Annotated in this window: 24 protein-coding genes; 11 read left to right on the top strand and 13 right to left on the bottom strand. The window is 69.9% G+C overall.

Annotated features, from left to right (window positions below; all coding sequences use genetic code 11):
- Nucleotides 1-11: 11 nt before the first annotated feature.
- Nucleotides 12-764, top strand: coding sequence for an SDR family oxidoreductase (locus tag ACIBKY_RS53330; RefSeq protein ID WP_397110081.1), 753 nt, complete (start codon nt 12-14; stop codon nt 762-764).
- Nucleotides 765-766: 2 nt separating this feature from the next.
- Here the strand turns inward: ACIBKY_RS53330 and ACIBKY_RS53325 are convergent, their stop codons facing one another.
- Nucleotides 767-1648 (bottom strand): hypothetical protein, encoded by an 882-nt coding sequence (locus tag ACIBKY_RS53325; protein ID WP_397110079.1) that lies wholly within the window; start codon nt 1646-1648, stop codon nt 767-769.
- A 173-nt stretch (nt 1649-1821) separates the two neighbouring features.
- On the opposite strand from ACIBKY_RS53325, the gene ACIBKY_RS53320 reads away from it, so the two are divergent.
- Genes ACIBKY_RS53320 through ACIBKY_RS53290 form a run of 7 tightly spaced genes read left to right on the top strand, consistent with a single transcriptional unit; the run spans nt 1822 to nt 8787 of the window.
- Complete coding sequence (locus tag ACIBKY_RS53320; protein ID WP_397110077.1) at nt 1822-2763, top strand: GNAT family N-acetyltransferase; 942 nt, start codon at nt 1822-1824, stop codon at nt 2761-2763.
- Complete coding sequence (locus tag ACIBKY_RS53315; protein ID WP_397110075.1) at nt 2760-3452, top strand: PIG-L deacetylase family protein; 693 nt, start codon at nt 2760-2762, stop codon at nt 3450-3452. The genes ACIBKY_RS53320 and ACIBKY_RS53315 overlap by 4 nt, the downstream gene beginning before the upstream one ends.
- Nucleotides 3452-5053, top strand: a complete 1602-nt coding sequence (locus ACIBKY_RS53310) for an ABC transporter substrate-binding protein (RefSeq protein ID WP_397110074.1) — start codon at nt 3452-3454, stop codon at nt 5051-5053. The genes ACIBKY_RS53315 and ACIBKY_RS53310 overlap by 1 nt, the downstream gene beginning before the upstream one ends.
- A complete protein-coding gene (locus tag ACIBKY_RS53305) occupies nt 5050-6021 on the top strand; it encodes an ABC transporter permease (RefSeq protein WP_379619245.1) in 972 nt (323 codons plus the stop codon). Before ACIBKY_RS53310 ends, ACIBKY_RS53305 begins: the two co-directional genes overlap by 4 nt.
- Entirely contained in the window at nt 6018-6845 is an 828-nt protein-coding gene (locus ACIBKY_RS53300) for an ABC transporter permease (protein WP_397110072.1), read from the top strand. Before ACIBKY_RS53305 ends, ACIBKY_RS53300 begins: the two co-directional genes overlap by 4 nt.
- Complete coding sequence (locus ACIBKY_RS53295) at nt 6842-7813, top strand: ABC transporter ATP-binding protein (protein ID WP_397110070.1); 972 nt, start codon at nt 6842-6844, stop codon at nt 7811-7813. The genes ACIBKY_RS53300 and ACIBKY_RS53295 overlap by 4 nt, the downstream gene beginning before the upstream one ends.
- Nucleotides 7810-8787, top strand: coding sequence for an ABC transporter ATP-binding protein (locus ACIBKY_RS53290; protein ID WP_397110068.1), 978 nt, complete (start codon nt 7810-7812; stop codon nt 8785-8787). The genes ACIBKY_RS53295 and ACIBKY_RS53290 overlap by 4 nt, the downstream gene beginning before the upstream one ends.
- An 847-nt stretch (nt 8788-9634) precedes the next feature.
- On the opposite strand, the gene ACIBKY_RS53285 is transcribed toward ACIBKY_RS53290, so the two are convergent.
- Complete coding sequence (locus tag ACIBKY_RS53285; RefSeq protein WP_397110066.1) at nt 9635-10603, bottom strand: helix-turn-helix transcriptional regulator; 969 nt, start codon at nt 10601-10603, stop codon at nt 9635-9637.
- 45 nt (nt 10604-10648) lie between these two features.
- Here ACIBKY_RS53285 and ACIBKY_RS53280 point away from each other — a divergent pair, with 45 nt between their 5' ends.
- Nucleotides 10649-11101, top strand: coding sequence for a hypothetical protein (locus ACIBKY_RS53280; RefSeq protein WP_397110065.1), 453 nt, complete (start codon nt 10649-10651; stop codon nt 11099-11101).
- On the opposite strand, the gene ACIBKY_RS53275 is transcribed toward ACIBKY_RS53280, so the two are convergent.
- Entirely contained in the window at nt 11098-11436 is a 339-nt protein-coding gene (locus tag ACIBKY_RS53275; protein WP_397110063.1) for a hypothetical protein, read from the bottom strand. The genes ACIBKY_RS53280 and ACIBKY_RS53275 overlap by 4 nt on opposite strands.
- Nucleotides 11437-11844: 408 nt before the next feature.
- On the opposite strand from ACIBKY_RS53275, the gene ACIBKY_RS53270 reads away from it, so the two are divergent.
- Entirely contained in the window at nt 11845-12603 is a 759-nt protein-coding gene (locus ACIBKY_RS53270) for an SDR family oxidoreductase (protein WP_397110061.1), read from the top strand.
- Here the strand turns inward: ACIBKY_RS53270 and ACIBKY_RS53265 are convergent.
- The 4 genes from ACIBKY_RS53265 to ACIBKY_RS53250 form a co-directional block, all read right to left on the bottom strand.
- The gene (locus ACIBKY_RS53265; protein WP_397110059.1) at nt 12600-13187 is read right to left on the bottom strand and encodes a hypothetical protein; all 588 of its coding nucleotides are present in this window, start codon (nt 13185-13187) and stop codon (nt 12600-12602) included. The two genes, ACIBKY_RS53270 and ACIBKY_RS53265, sit on opposite strands and share 4 nt — an antisense overlap.
- Before the next feature lie 47 nt (nt 13188-13234).
- Nucleotides 13235-15031 (bottom strand): Na+/H+ antiporter NhaA, encoded by a 1797-nt coding sequence (nhaA, locus tag ACIBKY_RS53260; RefSeq protein WP_397110058.1) that lies wholly within the window; start codon nt 15029-15031, stop codon nt 13235-13237.
- A gap of 78 nt (nt 15032-15109) precedes the next feature.
- A complete protein-coding gene (locus ACIBKY_RS53255; RefSeq protein WP_397110056.1) occupies nt 15110-16483 on the bottom strand; it encodes a Dyp-type peroxidase in 1374 nt (457 codons plus the stop codon).
- A gap of 237 nt (nt 16484-16720) precedes the next feature.
- Nucleotides 16721-17713: a lytic polysaccharide monooxygenase gene (locus tag ACIBKY_RS53250; protein WP_397110054.1), complete on the bottom strand. Its 993-nt coding sequence runs from the start codon at nt 17711-17713 to the stop codon at nt 16721-16723.
- A gap of 391 nt (nt 17714-18104) precedes the next feature.
- Between ACIBKY_RS53250 and ACIBKY_RS53245 the strand changes: the two genes are divergently transcribed.
- Nucleotides 18105-18290, top strand: a complete 186-nt coding sequence (locus ACIBKY_RS53245) for a hypothetical protein (protein ID WP_397110052.1) — start codon at nt 18105-18107, stop codon at nt 18288-18290.
- A 477-nt stretch (nt 18291-18767) separates the two neighbouring features.
- Here the strand turns inward: ACIBKY_RS53245 and ACIBKY_RS53240 are convergent, their stop codons facing one another.
- From ACIBKY_RS53240 to ACIBKY_RS53215, 6 genes are read right to left on the bottom strand one after another with little or no spacing between them, the layout of a single operon-like run.
- Nucleotides 18768-19130 carry a hypothetical protein gene (locus ACIBKY_RS53240; protein WP_397110050.1) on the bottom strand — a complete coding sequence of 121 codons (363 nt, stop codon included), beginning with the start codon at nt 19128-19130 and terminating at the stop codon, nt 18768-18770.
- Nucleotides 19127-19384, bottom strand: coding sequence for a hypothetical protein (locus ACIBKY_RS53235; RefSeq protein WP_397110049.1), 258 nt, complete (start codon nt 19382-19384; stop codon nt 19127-19129). The genes ACIBKY_RS53240 and ACIBKY_RS53235 overlap by 4 nt, the downstream gene beginning before the upstream one ends.
- The gene (locus ACIBKY_RS53230; protein ID WP_397110047.1) at nt 19381-19542 is read right to left on the bottom strand and encodes a hypothetical protein; all 162 of its coding nucleotides are present in this window, start codon (nt 19540-19542) and stop codon (nt 19381-19383) included. The genes ACIBKY_RS53235 and ACIBKY_RS53230 overlap by 4 nt, the downstream gene beginning before the upstream one ends.
- 56 nt (nt 19543-19598) lie before the next feature.
- Nucleotides 19599-20438, bottom strand: a complete 840-nt coding sequence (locus ACIBKY_RS53225; protein WP_397110045.1) for a helix-turn-helix domain-containing protein — start codon at nt 20436-20438, stop codon at nt 19599-19601.
- Nucleotides 20439-20441: 3 nt separating this feature from the next.
- Nucleotides 20442-20966: a DUF6879 family protein gene (locus tag ACIBKY_RS53220; protein WP_397110044.1), complete on the bottom strand. Its 525-nt coding sequence runs from the start codon at nt 20964-20966 to the stop codon at nt 20442-20444.
- On the bottom strand, nt 20953-21315 hold the full coding sequence (locus tag ACIBKY_RS53215) for a hypothetical protein (protein WP_397110042.1): 363 nt from the start codon (nt 21313-21315) through the stop codon (nt 20953-20955). The genes ACIBKY_RS53220 and ACIBKY_RS53215 overlap by 14 nt, the downstream gene beginning before the upstream one ends.
- Between the last annotated feature and the right edge of the window lie 242 nt (nt 21316-21557).

The following is a 21557-nucleotide window of genomic DNA, read 5'->3' as shown; positions in this document are numbered from 1 at the left end:
GTTTGCCGGGCATGATCGAGGCATCCAAGGTCGCAGTCGTCACCGGGGCGGGGTCCGGGATCGGGCGGGCCGTCGCCAGAGGGCTGCGCGGGGCCGGTTACGCGGTCGCGGTCGCGGGACGGCGGGAGGAGACGCTGCGGGAGACCGCGGGCCCGCCGGACGAGAGCGGGTGGCTGGTCGTTCCCGCCGACGTGCGCGACGAGGGGTCGGTGGCGGCGCTGTTCGGGGCCGTGCGGGAGCGGTTCGGGCGGGTTGACCTGCTGTTCAACAACGCCGGCACCGGTACGCCACCGGTTCCCGTGGACGAGCTCGACGTTGGGCAGTGGCGTACCGCGGTGGACACCAACCTCACCGGCTCGTTCCTGTGTGCCAGGGAGGCGTTCGGGATCATGCGGCGGCAGGATCCGCGGGGCGGGCGGATCATCAACAACGGGTCGATCTCGGCCCACGCGCCGCGGCCGTTCAGCGCGCCCTACACCGCCACCAAGCATGCGATCACCGGGCTGACCAAGGCTTTGTCGCTGGACGGCCGGCCGTACGACATCGTGTGCTCGCAGATCGACATCGGCAACGCCGCCACCGAGATGACGGCGAGGATGGCGCAGGGCGTGCTGCAGGCGGACGGGACGACGGCGCCCGAGCCACGCATGGACGTGGAGCACGTGGTGAGCGCCGTCCTCTACATGGCGGGGCTGCCGCTGGCGGCGAACGTGCAGTTCATGACCGTGATGGCGACCACGATGCCGTTCGTCGGCCGGGGCTGAGGTCACGCGCTCTCAAGAGCCCTTCTGAGCGCCGGTTCGAAGTGGATGAGCGGCAGGTCGTGGCCGGGCTGGGCGATGAGGATGGTGGCGATCTTCCCTTCGGTGAAGGCGAGCGCGCGCTCGTAGGCGCCCGCGGCCGACACGATCGCCCGGGCCCGCGACGGGCCGCGCGCCTCGGCGAAGAAGACGAGGACGCCGTCGTCGACGCCCGACTGCTCCCCGCGCAGATAGGCGCAGCCGGCGAGCTTCTTGGTGAGCTTCTCGCGGTCGTCCACCCAGACGGCGGGCAGGTCGCTGCCGACCGTGACCTCGCCGACCAGGTATCCGGCGTTCTCCAGTTCGACGGCCATGGCGATGCCGACCGCGGCCAGGTCGGCGTCGGGGGAGTACGGCTCATGTTCGGTGCTGAGCAGGACGAGGCCGCCGGGCGTCTGCCAGGGCAGGTAGCCCCAGTCGGCGCTGATGTCGACGGGCTGGGCCGTGGAGCGCACCAGCACTTCGCCGGTCTCGGGGTTGGCGTGCTCGGCGGCCGCGGCGGCCAGGGCGGGGGCGTCCAGGCCGAGGCGCTGGGCGGCCCAGGTGACGAGGTTGGCGGCCCAGGTTCCGTCGCGCCAGTCGACGCGTTTCAGGTCGAGGGTGGCCAGGGCGGCGTAGGCGTACCGCACGTGGCTGGGGTCGGCGGTTCTCGCCGCGGCGAGGGTGCAGCGGCGGGCGAAGGTGATGAGTACGTAGAAGTCGTCCAGGCTGAGCCGGGCGGGGGTGAGGCCGGTGTCGAGTGCGGCGCGGATCGCGGCGTCGCACGGGGAGTCGGTCCAGCGCCAGAGTTGGTGGGCGCGGAAGTCGTAGCCGGGGGTTCCCAGGATGTCAGGTTCGTCTGGGTCCATACACCTGACGCTAGACGCCTCGGGACCGTGTGTGTCGGTTGTCATGCCTAATCAGTCGGGCAACGTTCCATACTTACCGGAGGCGAAGGAAAGTTTCTAGAGGTTCGGACGCAGAGAAAATTTCTTCCCGAACTTATTGACCAGAGCGCTTACCAGTCGGAAAGCTCTTGCTCATGACGGTCACAGTCCGCGCGTTCGTCGCGGGGGATGAGCCCTCACTGATCGACTGCTGGAACCAGAGCCTGCCCGCCGACCCGACGACCGCGACGTGGTTTCGCGACTGCGTCCTGCTCGACCCCAACTTCGACCCCGACGGGCTGCGCGTCGCCGTCGCGGACGGCCGGGTGGTGGGCTGCGCCTACGCGGTACGCCGCCTGACGCCCCTCGCGCCCGGCACCGACCTGGAGCCGGAGACCGGGTGGATCCCGTTCTTCTTCGTGGCCCCCGGTCACCGGGGCTCCGGGCTCGGCCGGCGGTTGCTCGGCGAGGCGCTCGCGTTCCTGCGCGACCAGGGGCGCACCCGCGTCGACTTCGCCTCCTACACCCCGAACTACGTCCTGCCCGGCGTCGACGCCGAGCTCTACCCGCGGGCGTTCGCGCTGCTCGGCGCGATGGGCTTCACCACGCTGTACTCGCCGGTCGCGATGGATCGCACGCTCGTCGGCTACGCGACCCCGCCCGAGGTGCACGTCCTGCGCGAGAAGCGCGAGAGCGAGGGGTACGGCTTCCGCCACCCCACCGCCGGTGAACTGCCCGAGCTGATCCGCTTCGCGGCCGACGTCTTCAACCCCGACTGGGGCGAGGCGATCCGTCACCACAGATCCGTCGAACGCATGATTATCGCGAAAAATCGGGAAAAGATCGTGGGCTTCGCGCTTTATGCGGCTTACCGCGGCATCCCCGAGCGCTTCGGCCCCTTCGGCGTCGACCCGGGCGAGCGCGGCACCGGCCTCGGCAAGATCCTGCTCCACCTCACGATGACCGCCAAGCGCGCCGAGGGCCTGCACGCCTCGTGGTTCCTGTGGACCGGCGAAGCCAGCCCGGCCGGCGTGCTCTACACCAAGGCGGGCTACGAGGTGACCAGGCGTTTCCACGTCATGAGGTGGAGCGCGTGAACATCCTGGCCATCGGCGCGCATGCCGGCGACATGGATCTGACGGCGGGAGCCGTACTCGCGCAGCATGTCCTTGAGGGACACGAGGCGACGCTCCTGCACCTCACGCTCGGCGAGCGCGGTCACCCCCGGATGCCCGTGCCCGACTACGCCGCGCAGAAGCGCGAGGAGGCGGAGGCGTTCGCGGCCGCGATCGGCGCGCGGGCCAGGTTCCTCGACTACGAGGACGGGCTGCTGCCCGAGGACGAGGACGTCAAGATGCGCGTCGGCGACCTGATCAGGGAGCTGAAGCCGGACGTGCTCCTCACCCACTGGAGCGCCTCGATCCACAAGGACCACGCCCGCACCCACCGCGTGGTCGAGGACGCCCGCTTCTACGGCGGGCTGAAGACGCTGGAGCGCGACCTGCCCGCGCACTGGGCCGCCCAGCTCTACTACGCCGACAACTGGGAGGACGCCGAGGGCTTCCGCCCCGACGTGTTCGTCGAGATCGCCGAGGAGGCCTACGAGATCTGGTCGCGGGCGATCACCGGCTACGCCTACGCCCGCGGGGAGACCTACGGCTTCCCCTACGTCGACTACTACCGGGCGCTCACGATCGTGCGGGGCGCGCCGGCCGGATTCCGCCGGGCGCAGGCGTTCGCCGCCCCGGTGGGATCCCGTGATCTGCGGGTGAGAGGAACCTTCTGATGAAACGTTTAACGATCATCGCCGTCGCACTGGTGCTCGCCGGTTGTTCGGGCGGGGGAGGGCAGAAGGGGCCGGGCGCGGCGGCGCCGCCGCTGGTCGTGCACGCGATCGACTCGGGCACCTTCCAGGAGAACTTCAACCCGTTCCACCTGGAGGGCGTCAACTTCGGCACCACCGGCATGATCTACGAGACGCTTGAGTACTTCAACAAGCTCAAACCGGGCGAGACCAAGCCGTGGCTGGCGCTGAGCCACGAGTGGAGCAACGACGGCAAGACGCTCACCTTCACCCTCCGCCAGGGCGTGAAGTGGACCGACGGCAAGCCGTTCACCGCCGACGACGTGGTCTTCACCTTCGAGACGATGATCAAGCACCCGGAGCTCAACAAGAGCGCCGTGGAACTGGCCGGCGCCAAGGCGCTCGCCCCGGACAAGGTTCAGCTCGACTTCACCTCGACCTCCTACGCCAAGCTCTTCAACATCTCGGGCAGCACGGCGATCGTGCCGAAGCACCTGTTCGAGAAGGAGAACGTGGTCACCTTCACCAACCCCAAGCCGGTGGGCACCGGGCCGTACAAGCTGGCCAAGTTCTCCGCCCAGCTCTACGAGATGACGAAGAATCCGGGCTACTGGCAGCCCGGCAAGCCCGTCGTCCCCACGGTCAGGTTCCCCGCCTACACCGCCAACGCCGTCCAGACCGGGCTGCAGCAGGGCGAGATCGACTGGGCCGGGGCGTTCGTCCCCGACATCGACAAGATCTACGTCCAGGGCAAGCCCGAGACCAACAAGTACTACTTCCCGCCCGAGGGCGTGGTCGCCCTTCTGCCGAACCTGACCCACCCCGTCCTGTCCAAGCCCGAGGTACGGCAGGCCATCAGCCTGGCCATCGACCGCGACAAGATCGTCAAGGTGGCCGAGCGCGGCTACACCAAGGTCGCCCACCCCACCGGCATCCCCATCCCCGGCGGCGAGGCGTTCCTGCCGCCCGCCTACAAGAACGCCGCCTACAAGGTCGACATCGGGAAGGCCAAGGAACTGCTCAAGGGCGTCGACCCGGCCCAGTTGAAGTTCCAGTTGCTGGTGCCCTCGCCGTTCACCGACTGGGTCAACGCCGCCCAGCTCATCCGCGAGGACCTGGCCAAGGTCGGCATCACCGTCGAGACCCGCGGCGTCGCCTTCCAGGACTGGGTCTCCAAGGTGGGCAAGGGCAGCTACGACCTGTCGATCCGGGCCACGCCGGCCGGGGCCTCGCCGTACTTCCAGATGCGCTCGCTGTTGTTCAGCGAGCTGGCCAAGCCCGTCGGCACCGCCGCCACCGGCAACTACCAGCGCTGGAAGGACGCGGCGAGCGACAAGCTCATCCACGACTACGCCGCCACCGACGACCTGGCCGCGCAGCAGAAGGCGGCGCAGGGACTCGGCACGATCATGGTGGAGAAGCAGCCGGTGCTGCCGCTGTTCTACAGCCCGGCCTGGGCGCAGTACCGCACCGGCAAGTACGTCGGCTGGCCCTCCGAGCAGGACCCGTACGCGATGCCCTCCCCGTACACCTCGCCCGACGCCGCCGTGGTGCTGCTCAACCTGAGGCCAGCGGGCACGTGAGGTTCCTGGCCAGGCGGCTCGGGTTCTACCTGCTCACGGCCTGGGCCGCCGTCACGCTCAACTTCCTGATCCCCCGGCTGATGCCGGGGGACCCGGTCGACCTGCTGGTGGCCAGGCTCAAGGGCAACGTGGACCCGGCCGCCGTCGAGGCGATGAAGAAGGCGTTCGGGATCAGCGACGCGGGGCTCTGGACGCAGTACGTGGACTATCTGGGCAACCTCTTCCGCGGGGAGCTCGGGCGCTCGATCACGTTCTTCCCCACCGAGGTCTCCACCGTCATCGCCGACAGCCTGCCCTGGACCATCGGCCTGGTCGGCGTGGCCACGCTGATCAGCTACGTCGTCGGCACCTCGCTCGGCGTGCTCATGGCGTGGAAGCGCGGCACCTGGCTGGACGGGGTGCTGCCGGCCGCGACCTTCCTGCACGCGGTGCCGTACTTCTGGGTCGCGCTCGTGCTGGTCTTCGTCTTCGGCTCGACGCTGCAGTGGTTCCCCGGCTCGCGCGCCTACGGGCTTGAGGTGACGCCCGGCTTCACCGGCGACTTCCTGGCCAGCGTGGCCTATCACGCGACACTGCCGGCGGTCACGATCGTCGTGGCCTCGATGGCCGACCGCATCCTGGGCATGCGCAACGTCATGGTCACCACGCTCGGCGAGGACTACGTCGTGATGGCCGAGGCCAAGGGCCTGACCAGCCGCCGCGTCATGTGGGCCTACGCCGCGCGCAACGCGATCCTGCCCAACATCACCAGCTTCGCCCTCTCGCTCGGCTTCGTGGTGGGCGGATCCGTCCTGACGGAGATCGTCTTCTCCTATCCGGGCATCGGCTCCATGCTGCTCAAGGGCGTCGAGAACGAGGACTTCCCGCTCATGCAGGGCATCTTCCTGGTGATCTCGCTGGCCGTACTGGTCGCGAACCTCCTGGCCGACCTGGCCTACGTCCTCCTCGACCCAAGGACGCGCCAATGAAGATCCGCATAGGCGCCGGCATCCTCGCCTTCTTCGCGCTGATGGCGCTCGTGGGGCCGCTGCTGATCTCGGCCGACCCGGCCGCGACCAGCGACGCGGGTCTGCAGGGTCCTTCGGGCGCGCACTGGCTCGGGACGACCCAGACCGGCCAGGACATCCTCACGCAGATCGTGTACGGCTCGCGCGTCTCGCTCGGCGTCGGCGTGCTGTCGGCGGTCATCGCCACCGTCTTCGCCATCGCCGTGGGCCTGGTCGGCGGCTACTTCGGCGGCGCCGTCGACGAGGTGCTGTCGGTGCTGACCAACATCTTCCTCGTGCTCCCGGCGCTGCCGCTGATCATCGTGCTCGCCGGGTACCTGCCCCAGCGCGGGGTCACCTCGGTCGCGGTGGTGATCGCCGTGACCGGATGGGCCTGGGGCGCGCGGGTCCTGCGCGCCCAGACCCTGTCGGTACGGCGGCGCGACTTCGTCGAGGCGGCACGGGCCGGCGGCGAGGGCCCGATCCGGGTCATCTTCTTCGAGATCCTGCCGGTGCTGCTGCCGGTGATCGCCACGAGCTTCCTGGCGACGGTCGTGGGCGCGATCCTGGCCGAGGCCGGGCTGTCGTTCCTCGGCCTGGCGGACCTGTCCACGGTCAGCTGGGGCAGCATGCTCTACTTCGCGCAGAACGGGCAGGCGCTGCTCATCGGGGCGTGGTGGTGGTTCGTGCCGCCGGGGCTCTGCATCGCGCTCATCGGCACGGGGCTCGCGCTGGTCAACTTCGGCCTGGACGAGATAGCCAACCCCCGGCTGCGTACGATCAAGGTTCGGAAGGCACGCGCATGAACGTCCTGGAGATCCGCGACCTGGGCGTCGACTACCAGTCGAACAGCGGCGCCGTGCACGCCGTCGACGGCGTCTCGCTCGACCTGCGGCGGGGCGAGATCCTCGGGCTGGCGGGGGAGAGCGGCAGCGGCAAGTCCACGCTCGCCCACGCGATCAGCCGCCTGCTGCGCCCGCCCGCGGCGATCACCGGCGGCACGGTGACCTACCACCGCGCGGACGGCAGCGTCGTGGACGTGCTGGGCCTGCGCGGTGAGGCACTGCGTGCCTTCCGCTGGGCGGAGCTGGCCGTCGTCTTCCAGTCGGCCATGAACTCGCTCAACCCGGTCAGCACCGTGGGCGCGCAGATCGAGGACGTGCTCCGCATCCACCGACCCACCATGACCCGAAAAATGCGCATAGAACGGTCGGTGGAGCTGCTCCAGCGGGTCGGGATCAGCGCCGACCGGCGGCGCGGCTACCCGCACGAGCTGTCCGGCGGCATGCGCCAGCGCGCCGCGATCGCCATCGCGCTCGCGCTCAACCCCGAGATCGTCATCATGGACGAGCCGACCACCGCCCTCGACGTGGTGGTGCAGCGCGACATCCTCCACGAGATCAGCGCCCTGCGGGAGGAGTACGGCTTCGCCGTCGTCTTCATCACCCACGACCTGTCGCTGCTCATGGAGATCTCCGACCGGATCGCCATCATGTACGCCGGCCGGGTCGTCGAGACCGGCACCGCCCGCGCCCTGCACGACACGCCCCGCCACCCGTACACGCTGGGCCTGCTGAGCTCCTTCCCCCGCCTGCACGGTCCGCGCGAGGAACTGCTCGGCATCCCCGGCACCCCGCCCGACCTGCGGGCGCTGCCGCCCGGCTGCGCCTTCCACCCGCGCTGCCGCCACGCCCTGCCGGACTGCGGGGAGATCACCCCGTCCCTGCGCGACGGGGTCTCCTGCCTGCTCAACGAGGGAAGGGGGGTCCGATGAGCGAGATCGTGCTCGAAGGCCGCAACCTCACCAAGCACTTCAAGGCCGCCCGCGGCCGCGGCACCGTGCACGCCGTGGACGACGTCTCAATCGCCCTCCGATCCGGTACGGCCACCGCGCTCGTCGGCGAGAGCGGCTGCGGCAAGAGCACCGTGGCCCGCCTGCTGGCCCAGGTGTACCCGCCGACGTCGGGCGAGGTGCTGCTGCACGGGCGGAAGGTGACCGGCTTCCGCGAGTACCGGCGGCAGGTGCAGCTCATCTTCCAGGACCCCTTCGCCTCCCTCAATCCCTTCCACCGGGTCCGCTACCACCTGGCCAGGCCGCTGCGCCTGCACGGCCACGCGCGCTCGGCGGCACACGAGAAGGAGCTCGTCGCCGAACTGCTGGAACGGGTCAGCCTGACACCGGTCGAGCAGTTCATGGACAAGCTGCCGCACGAACTGTCCGGCGGCCAGCGCCAGCGCGTCGCCATCGCCCGCGCGCTGGCCGTGCGGCCGATGGCGCTGATCGCCGACGAGCCGGTGTCCATGCTGGACGTCTCGATCAGGCTCGGGGTGCTGCGGCTGCTGGAGACGCTGGCGGCCGACAGCGGGCTGGCACTGCTGTACATCACGCACGACATCGCCAGCGCGAGGTACTTCGCCGAGGACATCACCGTCATGTACGCGGGCCGGCTGATCGAGAGCGGCCCCGGCGAAGCCCTGACCCAGTCGCCCCGCCACCCCTACACCCAGCTCCTCCTCGACTCCGCCCCCGACCCCGCCCGCCACTCGGCGCCCGTCCCGAAGCTCGCCGCGCGCGGGGAGCCGCCGAGCCTCATCGCGCCGCCGGACGGGTGCCGCTTCCATCCGCGGTGCCCGGTGGCGCTGCCGGTGTGCGCGAGCGAGGTGCCCGGCCGTACGGTGCTGGGCGAGGAGCGGTGGACGCACTGCTGGCAGGCTGAAGCTCGGCCCACCAGCGTTCCCGGTGGCTAGAGCGGAGCATGCGGGCGTGCAGCCGGTGCAGCACGGTGACGTTGTGGGTGTTGACCTCCAGCTCCCCGGCCCCGGCCAGGTGCCGCAACGGACGGCCGTGACAGACCGAGCAGCCGCACACGCCCTCGGGCAGCCGCTCCACCGGCACGTACTCCAGCAGCTCCGGCACCAGCGCACTCCTGGCCCCGCCCTTCCGCCAGCCGCCGCAGGCCTGATGCGGCTCGGGGTACAGATGCCGCAACACCTCCCGGACCCCCACGGCCGCCCACGGCGCGCCGTGAGCCAGCGCGCCCAGCGCCGCGACGCCCGCCGACAACAACGGCAATCCCGGGGTCCGCGCGGGCGGAGGGACCGTGTCCTCGACGACCAGGGCGACGGGCAGGCCGTAGGCGGCGATGGCGGCGGTGAGGGCGGGCAGGCCGGGGCCCAGCCAGTCGGCGTGGACGGGCAGAACCGCCACGACCTCGCCCCACTGGCTCGCCTGGTCCAGGATGGTGTGCAGCGCCTCGGTGTCGCCCCGCCCGATGTAGCCGGAGTCGGTCAGCGGTACCGTCACCCGGGCCTCGACCTGGTCGGCGATCCAGTGCGCCGACAGGCCCGCCGTACCCCTGACCCGTCCCGAGCCCGCGTACCTGCGGCGGTCGGCGAGGACCGGAGCCGTGTAGCCGCGCCTGCGCACCATTCGCACCGCCTCGTGCGCCGCCTGCCCGGTGAAGACCAGCCCCGAATGTGGCCGGCCGCCGAGGATCAGGGCGTCGTACACGTCCCGGGTGGAGAGCTGGATGAGCAGGTGGTCGCGGAGGTCCATGGACGGCTCCTCAAGGGCTATAACACCCCATACCCCCAGTTAAGTCTCGCGATAGCGGGCGGTCAGGTCGTCCAGGGTGGCGACGATGCGTTCGCGGAGCTCTGCCGGGGTGCGGACCTCGACGTCGGCGCCCAGGCGCAGAAACTCGCTCAGCGCGTGCTCCACCGACTCGATCGGCAGCGTCACCTCGGTCCTGCCGTCGGGCAGCGGCCGTGCGCTCGCCTCCGCCGCGCCCACCACGCCCGGCGTCATCATCTCCCGCAACCGGTCCATGCCGCGTGGCGTCAGCCGGGCCACGGCCTCGCCCCGGCGCAGGCGGGCCTGGAACTCGGTCAGATACTCCTGCCAGTGCGCGGCCAGGTCGAAACCGTCCGGGCGGGTGAACGCCTCCTCGCGGACGACCAGGTCGAGGATCTGCCACACCCGGTAGGTGCGTACGTGCTCGCCGCCGCGGGCGACCAGATACCAGCGGCCCGCCTTCACCACCAGCCCGTACGGCTCCAGCCGCCTGGTCACCTCGCCCTTCCAGCTCTTGTACCGCACGTCGAGCACCCGCTCCCGCCACACCGCGTCGGCCACGGCGGGCAGGAACGGCAGCGGGTCGCGCTCCCGGTACCAGGCGGGCGCGTCGAGGTGGAAGCGCTCGCGGACCCGCCCGGCCCGGTCGCGCAGTTCGACCGGCAGCGCCGCCATGAGCTTGAGCTGGGCCGCCGTGACCACCGCGCCCAGCCCCAGCTCGGCGGCCGGACCCGGCAGCCCGGCGAGGAAAAGCGACTCGGCCTCGTCGCTGGTCAGGCCGGTCAGCCGGGTGCGGTAGCCGTCGAGCAGCTGGTAGCCGCCGTTGGTTCCGGCGTCGCCGTACAGGGGGACTCCGGCGGTGTGGAGGGACTCCACGTCGCGATAGATCGTGCGGACCGAGACCTCCAGGCGCTCGGCCAGCTCCCGCGCGGTCATGCGGCCGCGCGTCTGCAGCAGCAGGAGGATCGACACCAGGCGGGAAGCGCGCATGCCACTGACAATAGATGTCAGTGAGCCGGTCGTAGCGTCCGGGCCATGAACGGATTCGAGTTCTTCACCGGCACCTGGAACATCCACAACAAGCGGCTCGCCAAGTGGCTGGCGGGCAGCGACGAGTGGGAGGAGTTCCCCGGCCGGTCGGTCGCGAGCAGCCACTTCGCCGGTGGCGCGCACTTCGACGAGGTGGAGTTCCCCACGAAGGGGTTCAGCGGGCTGACGATCCGGCTGTTCGACGTGGACGAGCAGCGCTGGACCATCCACTGGGCGAGCACCCGTACCGGCCGCTTCGACCCGCCCATGAGCGGTACCTGGCAGGGGGACCGGGGCGAGTTCTACGGCGACGACCAGCACCAGGGCACCCCGGTGCGCGCCCGCTTCATCTGGACCCGGATCAGCGAGGCCGAGGCGAGGTGGGAGCAGGCGTTCTCGGTGGACGGGGAGAAGACCTGGGAGACCAACTGGATCATGGAGCTGACCCGGGCGGACTAGAGGCCGCTGCTCCTGACCCAGAAGATGACGACGACCGCCACCACGGCCACCAGCAGCAGCAGACCGCCGACCACGATCACCCACCACCAGCCCGACTTCGGGGTCGCGGTCTCGTACTGCTCGACGTCGGGAAGCATGTCGGGCGTGTACGGCAGGCGCACCGTGCCCTCGCCGAGCCCGTCCTGACCCTGGTCCCGGGCCTGCTGCGGCGGAACCCCTTGCGGCGGCCAGGTCTGCGGGCCGGACTGCTGGGGCGGAACCCCCTGAGGCGGCCAGGTCTGATGCTGGCCGGGCGGCTGCTGCGGGCCGGGCTGGTGGGGCGGCTGCCCCGGCATCCCGGGGTGCTGCTGTGGTGGCCAGGTCTGATGCTGGCCGGGCGGCTGCCGCGGAGGTTGTTGCGGGCCGGTCTGCGGGCCGGTCTGCGGGTACTGCGGGCCGGGTTGGTGGTGCGGGCCGTTCGGGGGCGGGGGTTGCTGGGGGCCGGAGTATCGCTGGGGCCATGTCGGGTTCGGGCCGGGCTGTTGCGGGGGCCAGACCTGTTGCGGGGGCGGCGGTGGCCCCTGGTTGTGGGGATCTGACTGGTCCGGGGGCTGCTGGCCGGAGTGGGGCCAGCGATGGCGTACCGTCTCCTCGGGATCGGGATACTGCGGGCCCTGCTGCGGTGGAGTCATGATTCCCCCGGAAATCGCACCGATGATTTCCAGACATTGTCACATCTGTGCGGGGTGGCTCGTCTGGATGTCATGACGCGAATTCTGGTTACGGGCGCCGGTGGCCGTCTCGGCACGGCCGTACTCGGGAGGCTGGGCGGCGAGGCGGAGCTGCGGGCGGTCAGCCGGAGCGCCCGGACGGGTGACAAGGTCGAGTGGGTGGTCGCGGACCTCACCACGGGCCAGGGCATCGCGGCGGCCGTCGACGGGGTGGACGTGATCCTGCACCTGGCCGCGGCGCCCTACAAGGGCCGCTACACCCGCCGGGTCGAACTGGACGGCACCACCGCGCTGCTCGCCGCCGCCAGGCAGGCGGGTGTCGGGCACCTCGTCTACATCTCGATCGTCGGCGTGGACCGGGTGCCGTGGGGCTACTTCAGGACCAAGCTGGCCGCCGAGAACCTCGTCAGGACCGGCGGGGTGCCGTGGACGATCCTGCGGGTGACACAGTTCTACGAGTTCGTGGACCAGGCGCTGACGGGAATGGCCCGCCTCGGGCTCCTGGCCGCCGAGCCGGGCAGCGGCGTCCAGCCGGTCGACGTGCGTGACGTGGCGGGAGAACTGGCCGCGCGGGTCGCGGCCGGGCCGGCGCAGACCATTCTCGAGTACGGCGGGCCCGAGGTTCTCGACTTCGCCGAGGCGGTCAAGACCTGGCGGCGAGCCAGGAAGCACCGGCCGATCCTGCGCATGCGGCTGCCGGGCGGGTTCGGCCGCGCCGTCCGGGCCGGCCACCTGACCACGACCGCCCGGCCCAGCGGGACGATCACCTGGTCGGAGTACCTGTCCGGTTAGTTCTGCCGGCCGGGGTCGGACCACGGCTGGGCGCCGGCGGGCGGAGGGGGCGGCTGCTCGCCGGGCGCGGCCCCCGGCTGCGGGGCGGGCGCGCCACCGGGCTGCGGGGCTGTGCCGGGCTGGGGGAAGCCGGGTTGCGGGACGGCGCCGGGCTGGGGGAAGCCGGGTTGCGGGGCGGCGCCGGGCTGGCCGTAGCCCTGGGGCTGGCCGTATCCCTGCTGGCCGTACCCGGGCTGGGGGTAGGGGGAGGGCTGGTTCCACGCGGCCGCCTGCGGTTGCGGGCGGGGCCCGCGGTGGGCGACCACGCCCGCCACCAGCAGGCCGAAGCCCGCCAATGTCAGCGCCATGTTCACCAGCCCGAGAAGCCCGAAGATCGTGGACGCCGTTGAGAATCCGAGGTCCCGGGCGATCGTCGGGGCGAAGACGGACGTCACGACCGTCGGCAGCACGCCGATCATCAGCACGATGCAGCCGAACATGCCCAGCAACGCGCCCTTGCCATGCCGTTGCCTGGCCAGTCCCGTGATCACCGCCCCCGCTCCGAAGGCGATGAACATCACGACATGGATCAAGAGGTTGATCATGCTCACTTCCGCGCCCCATATCTATCGGTTAGGAGATCTTCTCGACCTTATGGGGATTTTCGGGCTTCCTCCACCGCGCGAATGATCGACTCCGCGTCCAGCGCACCCTGGTGGCGGACCCCGTTGAAGAACAGCGTGGGCGTGCTCCGCACCCCGCCGTCCCGCCCCGACCGCTCGTCTCCGGCGAGCCGCCGGGAGTGCCGCGGCACGTCCTGCCACGGCTCCACACCCAGCTCGGCGGCATAGTGCCCGAGATCCTCGTCGGTCAGGAACCGCTGGTTGGCGTACAGGATGTCGTGCATCTCCCAGAACCGGCCCTCGTCGGCCGCCGCCTCCGCGACCAGGGCCGCCGCGACCGCGCGCGGGTGCATGTTCCGCAGCGGGAAGTGCCGGAACACCAGCCGCACGTCCGGATCCCGCTCCATCAGCTCCTGCAGCACTCCGTGCAGCCGCCCGCAGAAGGGGCATTCGAAGTCGCCGTACTCCACGATCGTGACCGTCGCGTCCGCGGGCCCGCGCACGTGGTCACCCGGCCCCACCGGTACGGCCAGCAGCACCGGAAGCTCCTCCTCCGGCTCCGCGTCGGGCGGTGCGCACACGCCGCCCCGGTCCCAGGCGAGCTTGAAGGCGATCCAGCCCGCCAGCGCCGACAGCAGCGAGCCCGCCAGGATGCCGATCTTGGCCTGGGCGGCGATCGCCGCGTCCTCGAAGGCCAGGTCCACGATGAACAGCGCCACCGTGAACCCGATCCCCGACACCGCGGCGCCGCCCAGCAACTGGCCCCACACAAGGTTGCCTGGCAACACGCCCCAGTTGAAGCGCAGCGGGATCCAGGTGCCGATCGAGATGCCGGCGAACTTGCCGAGCACCAGGCCCAGCGCGATGCCGAGGGACACCGGCGAGGTGAGCGCCTGCCGCAGCGTCTCCCCGTCCAGCCGGACACCTGCGTTGGCCAGCGCGAACACCGGCACGATCACGTAACTGCTCCACGGGTGCAGCCGCAGCTGGAGCCGTTCGTTCACCGACACCGCCCGCTGCACCGACCTGGCCGCCTCGCGGGCCGCGCCGGCCGACGGCTCGCTGGTGAGCTGCTGCACCGCCTCGCCCGCGCGCAGCAGCTTGTGGTCGCTCGGCGCGTACACGAACACCAGCACCCCGAGCGCGATCCCGACCAGCGTCGGGTGCACGCCACTCTCCAGCGTCGCCACCCACAGCGCGAACCCCAGCAGGATGTACGCCGGCGCCCGCCAGATCTTCAGCCACCGGAGCGTCACGATCGCGGCCAGCAGGAGCGCGGCGGCGATCAGCGCCGGCACCGACAGGGAGGCCGTGTAGAAGATCGCGATGATCATCATGGCCAGGACGTCGTCCACGATGGCCAGCGTCAGCAGGAACGCCCGCAGCGGCTCCGGGCACCGGGCGCCGACCACGGCCAGCAGGCCCAGCACGAACGCGGTGTCGGTGGCGATCGGCACGCCCCACCCGCCCGCGGCCGGGCCGCCGGCGTTGAAGGCCAGGTAGACGGCGGCGGGGACGATCATCCCGCCCAGGGCGGCGAACGCGGGGACGGCGACCAGGCGCCGGTCGCGCAACTGGCCGAGCCGTACCTCGTAGGAGATCTCCAGGCCGATGACGAAGAAGAAGATCGTCATGAGCCCGTCGTTGACCCAGTGCCGCAGGTCGAGCGAGAACTCGGTGGACCCGAAGGCGAGCCCGGCCTCGGTGTGCCAGAAGGTCTCGTAGCTGTCGCCCCAGGGGGAGTTGGCCCACAGCAGCGCCGCCAGCGTGGCCGCCAGCAGCACGACGGTGCTTCCCGCCTCGGTCTTCAGAAACGCGCGCATCATCCCGGATCCCCCCGGGATGATCTTAAACCCCCAGCTCACGGCCTTCCCGGGCGGCCCGGGAAGGCCGTGGAGGCCGGACTACAGACCGCGCAGGAACGCCAGCGACGGCATGAAGAAGTACTCGCCGCCGCGCATCGTCACCGTCTGGGCGACCTGCGGCTGCGGCAAGGACTGCTCCGGCCGCCCCCACACCTTCGGGAAGGTGACCTTGATGTCGCGGCCGCCCTGCCCGATCACCGGGTCGTGGCCGGTGCCCGGGTTCTGGAAGTCCGGGTTGTTGGCCCACGACTGCTGCGTGAACTCGAACTGCTCGACCAGGCTGGAGTTGAACGCCATGAACAGCAGGCCCACGTCACCGCTGGGCCTGGTCTCCGGCGGCGCCTCGTCCCAGGGCTGGTCGGTGCGCTCGCCGTACGTCTGGCCGCGGCGCGCCATCAGCACGTTGCGGCCGAACGAGCGCGGGTTCGTCTTGCGGACGTGCCCGCTGAACGGGCACTTGGAGCCGTCGGCGTCCGCGTCGAAGGTGAAGTCGTTCGTCACCGGGCCGCCGGCGGCCTTGGGCTTGCTGGTCACCGGCGTCCCGTCCTTGAACCGGCCCACCAGCATCGCGCCGGCCCGCGGCCGGTCGGCGCCGGTGAGACCCAGGCCGTCGGCCAGGTCCCGCTCGATGTCCTTGAACGCGCGGACGTTCTGCTCCAGCTTCCTGAAGACGAAGTAGCTGCCGAAGTGCCGGGCCGGGTTCGGCGCGAACGGGTCGGCCACCAGGATGTTGCTGAGCGGGAACGCCGGGTTCCAGTGCTCCTTCGGCTCCTGGTCGATCTCGTCCTTCAGGAACAGCGGCTGGCTGCGCCCGTCCACGTACCCGAAGTGCTCGATTCCGTCACCGGCCGGGTTGCGCATGCCCTGGCCGGTCTCCTCGCCGAGCAGCCGTGCGCTCTGCGGCAGTTCGCCGAGGATCTCCTCACGCAGCCGCTCGACCGGCTCCGGCTTGGCGTCCCCGATCAGGATGACCGCGTGGATCTCCCGCTGGTAGGTGTTCTCCCACTGCTCCACGGGCGGGTCGTCGACCAGGGCGATCCGCCGCTTCATGCCGTCGCGGAAGACCTTGTCGCCGAACCGGCGTACGTCCTCGACGGAGTGCCCGAGGTCGCGGTAGCCCGCCTTGCTGATCCCGATCCCCACGTACGCGCTGCCCGGCCGCCGTTCCCGGCTGAAGGTCCGGATTTCCTCAAGGTGCTTGCGCGCGGACTTCATGTGGGTGGTGGCGACATGGCGCAGGAATCGCTTGCCTTCTGCCACGTCGTTGAAGCGCACGAACAACACGGTCAGGTACTCGCGCACGTGCGCCCGCAGGATGTTCGGCTGCAGGTTGTCGAGCATCGCCTTGGTGTCGGCGTTGAGCGAGGCCGAATCCCAGGCCAGAGGTTGTGCGTTGTTCAGGTCGACAGGCATTGCCCATCCTTTCCCCGTCGTGATGAAGGGGCCCCCAATTAACGCGTCAGCCAGGACATTGCACCCACAGTGCGGCAGTCTGTGCGCCAGTCCAATTCCCCTCGTTCACTAACGCGCCCCACTTAATACGACTCCCGAGTCCCTCAAGAAGTTGCGGAAAAGCCAAATTTCCCGAAAAAGATTCCGGCCGCCCCGTTGAATTGGTCGAAACAGGACGGCCGGCGGGGCGGTTCGTGTTTACGGGGTGACGGTGAGTTTCGTGCGGGCGGTGTCGCCGTTCTTGCAATAAGCGATCACCGGGAAGGTGCCGGTCCTGGCCGCCTTGAGAGCCGGGGCCCAGGCGGTCGTGGGCGCGGTGGCGTTGGCGCGCACGGGGGTGAACGCCTTGGACGCGACGGCCCTGACACCGGATCCGCCGCAGACCGCCGTCACCGTCACCTGGGCGCCCACCTTGACCGTGGCGGGAGAGACGCCGACACCGGCGTTGACGGCCGACAGGGAGATGCCGCCGCCGGGCGTGGGCGTGGGCGTCGGGGTGGGCTTCGGCGTGGCGGTGGGGGTGCCGCTCGGGGTGGGCGCCGGGTTGTCGTTGCCGCCGCCGAAGACGACGTCGGAGCAGGAGTAGAATGCCTCGGGGCTGTCGCTGCGCTGCCAGACGGCATAGATCAGGTGGCGGCCCTTCTTCGCCGGGAGCTGGGCGTCCATGACGTACGCGCCGCCGGACAGCGCCGGGTCCTTCTGCGTGTGGAACGGCTTCGCCTCCAGGTCGCTCCACTTCAGCGGCTGGGCGGGGTTGTAGCCGTCCTTGGTCAGGTACAGCTCGAAGCTGCCCCGGTGGGGCGCCGTGGCGCGGAACTTGAACGAGTACTTGGCGCCGCCGGTCATCGTGGTCGCCGGCCAGTCGGCGCGCGCCTGGTCGAAGCCACGATACTTGTCGCGGCCCGCGCTGCACAGCTTGCCGTCGGGGATGAGCTCGCGGTGGCGGCCGGCGGCGGCGGCGAGATTGACCTCGTTCCAGTCGTAGAGCGGCTGCGTGCCGCCGAGCTGGACGGCCTTCTTGCAGGCGTCGGTCCTGGGGCTCTCGGGGCCCTCCGCGTAGCAGACCATGGCCCTGCTGGGCGGGTTGTTCATGGTGCCGTGCGCGCCGGCCGTACCGGGGAAAAGGGAGAGCACGAGCAGGGTGGGGGCGGCCAGGGAGGTGGCGGCGATCGCCGTGCGGTTGATCTGCATGCAGCCCACCATGGACCACGCGATAGGCCGAAATTTATCGCTTATGCCGTCGTTAAGGTCGGCTTAGGCCCGATTTAGCGGTGTCCAAAGCGAGCATACGCCAGGAGTCGTGCGTCCTCTGTGCAGACGAATTCACGCCTGCTCAACGGATCTTCGAGGGGTCAGTCGTCGTCGGGTTCGGGCCCAACGAAGGACCCCCCGCTCCCACCGCGGTGTCGGCATCTTTGGACGCGGACGGCGCGGACCCGATCCGGCTGCGCTCCTGCTTCCTCGACGATGACGGGCTCATCACCGTCACGGCGACCGCGTACGCGCTGCGCGAGGCGGCCGGCGTCCTGCCCGAGCACGAGCGGCGACCGCCGTCGATCCGATCGAGGAGATCCTGGCCGCGATGGGGGAAGCCGATCGGATGCACACCGCGGACCTCCTGGAGGCGCTCGGCCCGGGGTGGACTTCTGGCCGGGTCGCCCAGGTGCTCAAGCCGTACGGCGTCACTCCGGGCCAGGAAGTGATCGGCGGCGTCAACCGGAATGGCTACCGGCGAGCCGACCTCGAAGCGCTCTTCGCCTCTGCCTGAACCGGGTCTACCTGGGCTCTACCGCCTCGGGAGGGTCTACGCCGCCTCTACCACCGCTGGCCTGCGCGGTAGGGGCGGCAGACCCTCCCGGGCGCATCCCTCTTTCGCATCCCCACAGCCGGCCCTGCCCGGCAGAACGGGAAGGAAACGCCATACTGCTCGCCCTGCTCATTCTGTTCATGATCTGGTTGTGGTGGGACCGGCCGGAAGCCGTCCGGCTGGAACCGGCGCGCGTACGGCGAGTGCCGGCAGTGCCGCGGCAGAGGCGACCTGCCCCGATAGCGGGGGGCATCAGAGTGGCCCCGTCTCCTGCGGCCCTCCTGAGCGGAGGGGAGACGGGGCCCACCCTGCCCCACACCCGCACCTGGCCCTCCAGCCAGCGGTGTGAGGTAACCCGGCCGCACGGCGAGTACGTGGGAAGCCGGGGGTTGATCACCCGCCCCCTGCACGGGTGCGGTCCGGCAGAGGGCGGGTCGTCTACGGGTTCTTCTTCGGGGTGTCGCGGCTGCTGAGGATCTCGCCTGCCACGATCGGGTACTGCTGAATCAGGTCGCGGAGTATCTCGTGCTGCTCCTCTGGAGAGCGAAGGCTGAGCCACGTCTTGCCGTGGAGCTCGTGTGCGAAGGCGCGCTGCCAGTTATCGGTCGTCCACGCCCTGGCCAGGCCTTCCCAGCTGCCTCCGTAGCTGGCGAGGATGTTGCGGGTCGCGGTCTTGAGCTCTTCCTGGTCTTCCGTGTTCGTGCGCTTGGCGAGGGCCTCCTCGTAGGCGGCCTTGATCTGGGCGGCGGTGACGTCGCCGTGCATGAGTTCCCAGTTCGCCATGTCCTCGGAATCCGTCATGCCGCGCGCTCCTCGTGTAGGACCGTCTCGGCTCGGCGGCTCCAGTAGGCGGTGCAGGCGTCGAGCTTCAAGCGGCTGCTCGCGGTGAAGGTGAACGTCCACGACCGGCCCGCGGAATCCGGCTGGCCGGTGTCCCAGAACGTTAGGTGGTAACCCTGCGGGGGACGGCGCAACCGGGCGCGCTCGACCTCGGCCGAGGTGAGCCGGCCGTGCCAGATGGCGCAGTACTCGGCGCCGATCTGAAAGCCGGTCATGCCGCCCGCCCGAGGATATGGGCCACGCGCAAGATGGCGGCCTTGATGTGCGCCTGCTCTCCGTTGACACCGGTCGCCTGGTCGCCGGAGGTCTTGTGCTGGAGGTGGATGACGCCATCGACAGTCCGGGCGTCGCAGGTGGGGATGCGGAGGGCCATAACTCGACGATGACGTCCAAGTCGGGACGCAGGCCAGGAGTTTGCTTCGGTTTGCTTCAAACCAGACGTTCGAGTGCATCGCTGATCAACTGGCGTGCCGATTCGCCGTAGACCGCCGAGCGCTGGAGCACGGCGAACGCCTTACCGTACATGGTCACCTCCTGCGGCTCGGTGACCGTCAGTTCCGCCGAGTACGTCTCCAGCATCACCATGCGGTCATCCAGCATCAGAAACATGTTGCCCGGCCAGATCCCGTACGCGGCGCCGCGAGGGATGATGCCGAGGCTGAGCCTGGGAAGCGACATGACGGCCAGGAGTCGGTCGAGCTGGCCTCGCATCACGCTCGCCCCGCCGATGTTGGTGTACAACGCCTGCTCGCCGAGGATCACGTTGAAGCGGCGATCACCGCGGTAGAGGTACTGCTGCCGCTCCAGCCGGGCGGCCACGCCGGCATCAACGTCATCCGGAACGCCGCCAACGAAGTGGACGACCTGGCGCAAGATCACCTCGGCATACTCGGCTGTCTGCAGAGTGCCCCAGATCATGTCCGGGTTGTAGACGCGGAAGACGTGCGTCTTCTCGTAGATGTCCAGCGAGCGGCGTTGGCGTAGACGGGTGCCGGCCTGGAGCGCGCGGCGCCACTCCATCCACAGCGTCTCGATATTCTGCACAGCCGCGACGAGATCGGCGACGTGCTGCTCGGCGCGCGTATGCAGGCACCAGGCCTGGACGTCAGCGACGGTCGCGTTCTGCTTACCGTGCTCGATCTTGCTGACCTTGGACAACTGCCAGTCGGCCAGGGCAGCGAGCGCCCGCCCGGTGAGCCCGGCTTCCTTGCGGAGCTCACGCAGGCGGACGCCGAGCGCCTCTCGGGCCCGCTGGGCTTCGATCGACACTGGTCAGATCAACTTGAACTCGCGGTGAGGGGTGGCGAGGGGCCAGAGCCGATCGCGCAACGCCACGCACGCGGCAGCGATCTCAGGAACGGTGACGAGTTCTGAGCCAAGCACGCGGCCATCATCGTCGAACGCGCCGACCGCGAGCAAATGATCGTCGAACAGCCACCAGTCCCGGCCGTCGAGCGGCCACACGACGCCATCAGGCAATGCGCGGCGCGGCAGCCAGCGGATGTCTTCGCCAGCTGCCAAGGTCGGCTCCGTGGCGATCTCGTGCTCCCACCGGATGTAAGCCGATACGGGCTCGGATATCACCCGCACGCGCCGGACCGTTCGTCCGGCCGCCGTGACGCGGCGGATTCGTTCCAGCCAAGGCTCGAACCAGGCGAGATCGTCCGGCTCCCCACGCTGCCACCGCGTGATTGGGTCCGTCTCGCTGGGCACGCCGTACTCGTCGCGAAGTTCCAGGTGGAAAGCGTCGCGCGTGAAATTGTCGAACAGGGCGTCGCGCTGCTCAGGCGTGATCATCTGCCTCTTCTCGGAGCCTGGCCGCGATCGTCGCCTTGGTGATCTCGACGCAGCTTTCGTGAGCGGGGATGCGCATCTGGGCGAGCACCTCCACGTCGGTGACGGGCTTGCCCTCGACGATGCACGTCTCGTCGCCTCCGACGGTGAAGGGCCCCCCGATGTGCGGCGTAACTCCGTACAAGCCGGCCTTATCGAAGTGCTCGAACAGATTGAAAGGGATCGTGACCTGCGCTTCCTGTCCGGGGACTTTCCATCCCTGAACGATCAGGGAGTCCTGGTCCGTGGCGTAGAGGGTAGGGGAGTCGCCACCCGCGGACGCCTTGTCCTTGCCGAGGAATCGTAGGTGCATCGGAGCCCTCCAACCGTTGTTTGCCGAAGTTTTCTAGCAATAGCGATCGTGGGTCGGGCCGGGCCATGCGTCAAGGTGTCAGAGTCCTTCCGGTACCGGTACGCGAGTTGGCCACATCCGGCCATACCAGTCACGAATACAACGCCAACCTCAGCACTCCGAGGTGCGTCACCACGTGACTCTCCCCGCGTCCCAGGAGCGCCCTCATGACCCAGCCCTATGGCCAGCCATACCAAGCCCCC

Source organism: Nonomuraea sp. NPDC050394 (genome assembly GCF_044459065.1).
Taxonomy (GTDB): domain Bacteria; phylum Actinomycetota; class Actinomycetes; order Streptosporangiales; family Streptosporangiaceae; genus Nonomuraea.
Note: the sequence above shows the minus strand (reverse complement) of the source record. Positions and strands in the feature narration are given on the sequence as shown.

Coding starts and splice junctions, on each gene's coding strand:
- ACIBKY_RS53330 (WP_397110081.1), top strand. CDS start 12: ATGATCGAGGCATCCAAGGTCGCAGTCGTCACCGGGGCGGGGTCCGGG.
- ACIBKY_RS53295 (WP_397110070.1), top strand. CDS start 6,842: ATGAACGTCCTGGAGATCCGCGACCTGGGCGTCGACTACCAGTCGAAC.
- ACIBKY_RS53240 (WP_397110050.1), bottom strand. CDS start 19,130: ATGACGGATTCCGAGGACATGGCGAACTGGGAACTCATGCACGGCGAC.
- ACIBKY_RS53270 (WP_397110061.1), top strand. CDS start 11,845: ATGACGCGAATTCTGGTTACGGGCGCCGGTGGCCGTCTCGGCACGGCC.
- ACIBKY_RS53255 (WP_397110056.1), bottom strand. CDS start 16,483: ATGCCTGTCGACCTGAACAACGCACAACCTCTGGCCTGGGATTCGGCC.
- ACIBKY_RS53265 (WP_397110059.1), bottom strand. CDS start 13,187: ATGATCAACCTCTTGATCCATGTCGTGATGTTCATCGCCTTCGGAGCG.
- ACIBKY_RS53285 (WP_397110066.1), bottom strand. CDS start 10,603: ATGCGCGCTTCCCGCCTGGTGTCGATCCTCCTGCTGCTGCAGACGCGC.
- ACIBKY_RS53215 (WP_397110042.1), bottom strand. CDS start 21,315: ATGCACCTACGATTCCTCGGCAAGGACAAGGCGTCCGCGGGTGGCGAC.
- ACIBKY_RS53275 (WP_397110063.1), bottom strand. CDS start 11,436: ATGCCGGGGCAGCCGCCCCACCAGCCCGGCCCGCAGCAGCCGCCCGGC.
- ACIBKY_RS53325 (WP_397110079.1), bottom strand. CDS start 1,648: ATGGACCCAGACGAACCTGACATCCTGGGAACCCCCGGCTACGACTTC.
- ACIBKY_RS53245 (WP_397110052.1), top strand. CDS start 18,105: ATGGGGGAAGCCGATCGGATGCACACCGCGGACCTCCTGGAGGCGCTC.
- ACIBKY_RS53280 (WP_397110065.1), top strand. CDS start 10,649: ATGAACGGATTCGAGTTCTTCACCGGCACCTGGAACATCCACAACAAG.
- ACIBKY_RS53310 (WP_397110074.1), top strand. CDS start 3,452: ATGAAACGTTTAACGATCATCGCCGTCGCACTGGTGCTCGCCGGTTGT.
- ACIBKY_RS53300 (WP_397110072.1), top strand. CDS start 6,018: ATGAAGATCCGCATAGGCGCCGGCATCCTCGCCTTCTTCGCGCTGATG.
- ACIBKY_RS53220 (WP_397110044.1), bottom strand. CDS start 20,966: ATGATCACGCCTGAGCAGCGCGACGCCCTGTTCGACAATTTCACGCGC.
- ACIBKY_RS53230 (WP_397110047.1), bottom strand. CDS start 19,542: ATGGCCCTCCGCATCCCCACCTGCGACGCCCGGACTGTCGATGGCGTC.
- nhaA (WP_397110058.1), bottom strand. CDS start 15,031: ATGATGCGCGCGTTTCTGAAGACCGAGGCGGGAAGCACCGTCGTGCTG.
- ACIBKY_RS53235 (WP_397110049.1), bottom strand. CDS start 19,384: ATGACCGGCTTTCAGATCGGCGCCGAGTACTGCGCCATCTGGCACGGC.
- ACIBKY_RS53320 (WP_397110077.1), top strand. CDS start 1,822: ATGACGGTCACAGTCCGCGCGTTCGTCGCGGGGGATGAGCCCTCACTG.
- ACIBKY_RS53290 (WP_397110068.1), top strand. CDS start 7,810: ATGAGCGAGATCGTGCTCGAAGGCCGCAACCTCACCAAGCACTTCAAG.
- ACIBKY_RS53250 (WP_397110054.1), bottom strand. CDS start 17,713: ATGCAGATCAACCGCACGGCGATCGCCGCCACCTCCCTGGCCGCCCCC.